The sequence below is a fragment of the Pontibacter sp. HJ8 genome (genome assembly GCF_054824225.1).
This window is the reverse complement of record NZ_JSYF01000622.1, coordinates 1-1,179: the sequence shown is the minus strand read 5'-3', so window position 1 is coordinate 1,179 and position 1,179 is coordinate 1. Positions and strand designations below refer to the sequence as shown.

Here is a 1,179-nt window from a genome sequence, read left to right as displayed (position 1 = left end):
TCGGGATGTTGTTTTCTTCCAGCGCCTTGAGCACTCCGACGTGGGCTATACCTTTGGCGCCGCCGCCACTCAAAACAAGGGCTACTTTCTGGGCCAGGCAGGTTGCTGATGCCCACAGCAGGAGCAGCACTGCCAGCACGGTTTTGAGCTGTGTAGGTCGCACGGCAAGGTATAAGGTAGAAAGGATGTTAGCTGCCAGGGGATGAAGCATGGAACACTCTCTTTTTAGCGGGCTTTGATGTCGGCCCAACGCGCATTATGAATAGTAAAGAGTATACGCCCCGTGAGCATAGGCGTATACTTTGCCGGTATTTTCAGTCGCATATCATCCAGCAGTATCTCAAAAGTGCTGCTGAAAGAAATAGAGTTTCTGTCGGGTGTGAAGGTAACAGGTACCACCAATTCCTTTATCACACCCTGTATATTTATAAACAGCCGGCTATTCAGCGTTTGCGGATTGCTCTTGGCCGCATTGATCTTCTCTACCGGTGCTTCGATCTCGATAAAAATGTCCGGAAATCTGGAAGTGAAAAACACATCGTGTGCCATCACGATCGGGGTTGAGTCATTTGCCGCCTCTAGGTTATTGAGCGGAAGCAGACACTCCAGTCTTCTTGTGTTCTGGTTGTAGCGAACCAGCAACTTCCCGGAAACAAAATCATAAGTTCCTTTATGGCCTTCTACATAGAGCAGGATGGTGTTATTGCCCGTATACGGTATCCTGAATTGCTGTGCCTCGGCCCATTGCGCTACAAGTAATATAAGAAAAACGGGCAGTAAAAGTTTAGGCATAGGACGAATGCTTACAGGTATATTCCTGCTAACGCAAAAACTCCGGGAAAGGTAAAGAGCAGCAGGGCTTTTCACCCGGAGTTCCCTTGGTTTGACACCTGAAGCAGGAGTAAATCGGAAGTTTAAGTACGGGATGTATTCTAAAACTACAGATGTACGGAAAGAAGCACTCTAAAGTAAATTTAAGGGAGGTTTTGCAAAACTATAAGGCCTCTGATCAGGTATATAGATATAGAAAAATTACCCTTAATTCAATTCGAGAGGGTGTCCTGGTTAAGACAGCTGGCGATGCTCCGGGGGAAGGCACGACATGAATCAGGACAGAAAGAACAAAGTAGACTCACGCCAGGGATCGGCTTTCGGAAAAATGGAGCACATGCATCCGAT

2 protein-coding genes are annotated in these 1,179 nt (G+C 47.2%); both read right to left on the bottom strand.

What is annotated here, in order from left to right:
- On the bottom strand, positions 1-211 hold a 211-nt coding region (locus tag OB13_RS20100; protein WP_461491971.1), incomplete at its 3' end, for a patatin-like phospholipase family protein.
- Positions 212-225: 14 nt separating this feature from the next.
- Entirely contained in the window at positions 226-792 is a 567-nt protein-coding gene (locus OB13_RS20095) for a hypothetical protein (RefSeq protein WP_461491970.1), read from the bottom strand.
- Between the last annotated feature and the right edge of the window lie 387 nt (positions 793-1,179).

Bases quoted from the DNA above. Each gene is read 5' to 3' on its own strand.
- OB13_RS20095 (WP_461491970.1), bottom strand. From the start codon at position 792: ATGCCTAAACTTTTACTGCCCGTTTTTCTTATATTACTTGTAGCGCAA.